The following is a 4,017-nucleotide window of genomic DNA, read 5'->3' as shown; positions in this document are numbered from 1 at the left end:
GACAGGCTTGATGTTTGGTCGTTTCGGGAATTTTATTGGTGGTGAACTTTATGGTCGCCAAGTTCAAGATCCGAACTATGCATTTGGTATGATTTTCCCAACTGACCCTTTAGGTTTGGTTCGTCATCCATCGCAAATCTATCAAGCAATCTGTGAAGGTCTGATCCTATTTATCGTTTTATGGTGGTTTAGCTCTAAACCTCGCCCTAGCATGGCAGTATCTGCTTTGTTCTTGGTTGGTTATGGAGTCGCGCGTTTCTTTATGGAATTCTTCCGTCAACCTGATGCAGACCAAGGTTTTATCTTATTCGGCTGGATGACCAAAGGACAGATTCTCAGCTTCCCAATGATCATCATTGGACTCTGGATGATTTGGTATGCCTACCGTAAAAATATCTATGATTGGCAAATAACCAAATAAAAATGATGGGAGCTGATGCTCCCATTTTTATGGATTTTTTATTATATAAATTATATTGTTAGCTTAAACAAATATGAGACAACAATATGAGTCACTTTATTTCAACCTATATAGACCGTATTAATCATCGTTATCGACTTGGCAATGCGACAGAACATACCTTTCGTGGCGATCTTGCCCAACTGATTGAATCGATAGTCCCAGATATTACTGCGACCAATGAACCTAAAAGGCAATCTTGTGGCGCACCTGACTATATTTTGACAAAGAAAAATATTCCCATTGGGTTTATTGAAGCAAAAGATATCGGTGATAAAGACTTAGACGGATTGAAAAAGACAGGAAATAAAGAACAATTTGATCGTTACAAAGCATCATTAAACAATCTTATTTTTACGGACTATCTCAATTTTCATATTTATCAGGATGGCGTATTTATCACTAAAATCGCCATTGCTGAGGTGACTGGCAATCATATCCGAGCGCTTCCTGAGAACTTTACTGTCTTTGAAAATCTCATCAAGAATTTTTGTACCCATATTGGACAAACCATTAAAAGTCCTAAAAAACTTGCAGAAATGATGGCAGCAAAAGCGCGTCTACTTTCTGATGTGATTGAAAAAGCCTTAACCAGTGATGAAGATAGCTTTGAGGACAGTACATTAAAAGACCAAAAACAAGCCTTTAAACAAATCCTGATACATGACATTAGCCCGAAAGGTTTTGCTGATGTATATGCTCAAACTATTGCTTACGGTATGTTTGCCGCACGTTTACATGACCCGACCTTAGCGACTTTTAGCCGACAGGAAGCGGCGGAACTGATTCCTAAAACCAATCCATTTTTACGCAAACTATTTGGCTATATTGCGGGCCCTGATATTGATGACCGTATTAAATGGATTGTCGATAGCTTGGTTGATGTTTTTCTACATTGTAATGTACATGAAATCCTTAAAAATTATGGGCGTTCCACCAAAATGGAAGACCCGATTATTCACTTTTACGAAACTTTCTTGAGTGAATATGACCCCAAATTGCGTAAAGCTCGTGGCGTTTGGTACACCCCTGCCCCAGTGGTCAATTTTATTGTGCGTGCAGTGGATGATATTTTAAAAACTGAGTTTGGATTATCACAAGGTTTAGCCGATACCAGTAAAACCACGATTGAAGTAGAAGCAACAGGTACAGCCATTACCAAAGGTAAAGCCAAAGGCAAGCGTATTACCGAAACCAAAGAAGTGCATAAAGTGCAAATTCTTGACCCTGCCACAGGTACAGGGACGTTTCTTGCCGAAGTGGTGAAACATATTCATCAAAAATTTGCAGGTCAGCAAGGCATTTGGAGTAACTATGTCGAAAGCCATTTATTACCACGTTTAAATGGTTTTGAGCTGCTCATGGCAAGTTATGCGATGGCGCATTTGCAACTTGATTTGTTGCTAACCGATACAGGTTATAAACCCAAGCAAGCGCAACGCTTACGAGTGTATTTAACCAACAGTTTAGAAGAAAGCCACCCTGATACAGGCACACTATTTGCCAACTGGTTAAGTAGCGAAGCCAATGAAGCCAACCATATAAAACGTGATACCCCAGTCATGTGTATTTTGGGGAATCCGCCGTATTCTGTAAGTTCAACCAATAAAGGTGAATGGATTCAAAACCTTATTGCAGATTATAAAAAGGATTTAAACGAACGAAAAATTAATCTTGATGATGATTACATTAAATTTATTCGCTATGGTCAATATTTTATTGAAAAAAATGGTGAAGGTGTTTTAGCCTACATTTCTAATAATAGCTTTATTGATGGGATTACCCATCGTCAAATGCGTAAAAATTTACTTGAAACCTTTGATAAAATTTACATTATTGATTTACATGGAAATACTAAGAAAAAAGAAACCACACCTGATGGTCATAAAGATGAAAATGTTTTTGATATTATGCAGGGTGTAAGTATTAATATTTTTGTAAAAACAGCTAAAACCACAAAACTTGGCAAAGTTTTTCATTATGATGTATATGGTAAACGTGAAGATAAATATGATTTCCTTAAAAATAATGCACTACCTAATATAAAATTTAAAAAATTAAATTATGATATGGAAAACTACTTTTTTGTACCTAAAAATTTTTCAGATGATGATAAATACAAAAAAGGATTCAAAATGGATGAATTATTTAATTTATTTTAATTCTGGATTGCAGACTAAAAATGATATTTTTACCATTCAACACAATATTAATGACATCAAAGAAATTATTTCAGATTTAAAAAATATATCCGAGTCATCATTAAAAGAAAAGTATAGTCTTCCACCAGATAGACCAAGTTGGAATATATCATCAGCTAAAGAAGACGTGATGACAAATTTTGGACAAGTTTTTAAAATACACTTTAAACCTTTTGATATTAGATACTCTTATTACACAGGTAAATCTAGTGGATTTTTAGGCAGACCTAGAAAAGAATTAACCGATAATTTATTACAACCCGATAATATTGCACTCGCCACACTTCGACAAATTGCAGGTACAAAACAAACATGTGTAGTCATGCTCACCAAAACTGTGATGACAGATAGAGCCATGTATAGCACCAATGGGACACCGTATTTATTCCCCCTTTACCTTTACAACGACAATATACAATCAGATTTAGAAGAACAACCGATTCGCAGCCCCAATTTAAACAGAGAAATTGTCGATAAAATCGCTAAAACGATTAGCCTAACCTTTACCGATGAAAAAGAAAACATTAATGGTACTTTTGCCCCAATAGATATTTTAGATTATATTTATGCAGTGCTACACTCACCCAATTATCGAGAAAGCTATAAGGAATTTCTAAAAATCGACTTTCCACGCGTGCCCTATCCAACGCATACCAAAACCTTTATTGAATTGGTCAAACTCGGCGGCGAACTACGGCGCATTCACTTGCTCGAAAGTCCAAGTGTTGAACAATACATTACTCAATATCCAGAAGACGGCAGCAATATCGTCGAAAAACCAATCTATAAACATGGCAATGTTTACATTAACGACACGCAATACTTTGCCAATGTGCCTGAAGTGGCATGGACTTTTTATATTGGCGGTTATCAACCTGCTCAAAAATGGCTCAAAGACCGTAAAGATCGGGCTTTAGATTTTGAAGATATTTTGCATTATCAAAAAATCATTGTTGCGTTGACCGAAACAAATCGGATCATGCAAGAAATAGACACCGTATTAGTAGAGATATAAAAATAAAAGCCATAGCGGAAAACTATTCTGCTATGGCTTTTATTTTATCACTTTGCAGCCAACGCCTTGACCACTTCACCTAAACGTTTACCTTGCGCTTCGCATAATACTTTTTCATCTGCACTCAAACTTTGATCATGACGAGGGCCACTGACATGACTTGCCCCATAAGGTGTACCGCCTGTTTTGGTATTTGATAATGCAGGGATTGAATTAGGTAGACCTAAAATGATCATGCCGTGATGAAACAAAGGAGGCAGCATTGTTAGTAATGTACTTTCCTGTCCACCATGCATCGAACCAGAAGAAGTGAATACACAGGCAGGTTTATTATGTAATGC

At 36.6% G+C, this 4,017-nt stretch carries 3 protein-coding genes and 1 pseudogene; 3 read left to right on the top strand and 1 reads right to left on the bottom strand.

Annotation, left to right across the window (positions count from 1 at the left end):
* The 3 genes from B4F08_RS06775 to B4F08_RS17250 all read left to right on the top strand — a co-directional run.
* Positions 1-421 (top strand): prolipoprotein diacylglyceryl transferase family protein (locus B4F08_RS06775; protein WP_291373898.1); only part of this gene is annotated, 421 nt, incomplete at its 5' end.
* Between the two features lie 86 nt (positions 422-507).
* Positions 508-2,622: an N-6 DNA methylase gene (locus tag B4F08_RS06770; protein WP_414632462.1), complete on the top strand. Its 2,115-nt coding sequence runs from the start codon at positions 508-510 to the stop codon at positions 2,620-2,622.
* On the top strand, positions 2,525-3,676 hold the full coding sequence (locus tag B4F08_RS17250; protein ID WP_414632461.1) for a type ISP restriction/modification enzyme: 1,152 nt from the start codon (positions 2,525-2,527) through the stop codon (positions 3,674-3,676). The genes B4F08_RS06770 and B4F08_RS17250 overlap by 98 nt, the downstream gene beginning before the upstream one ends.
* Positions 3,677-3,723: 47 nt before the next feature.
* Here the strand turns inward: B4F08_RS17250 and B4F08_RS06765 are convergent.
* Positions 3,724-4,017 (bottom strand): annotated as a pseudogene (locus tag B4F08_RS06765) (tryptophan repressor-binding protein); the annotation flags it as partial.

Origin of the sequence: Acinetobacter sp. UBA6720, assembly GCF_002454215.1 — a bacterium.
Taxonomy (GTDB): domain Bacteria; phylum Pseudomonadota; class Gammaproteobacteria; order Pseudomonadales; family Moraxellaceae; genus Acinetobacter.
This window is presented reverse-complemented; position numbering and strand designations above follow the sequence as displayed.

Coding starts and splice junctions, on each gene's coding strand:
- B4F08_RS17250 (WP_414632461.1), top strand. CDS start 2,525: ATGATATGGAAAACTACTTTTTTGTACCTAAAAATTTTTCAGATGATG.
- B4F08_RS06770 (WP_414632462.1), top strand. CDS start 508: ATGAGTCACTTTATTTCAACCTATATAGACCGTATTAATCATCGTTAT.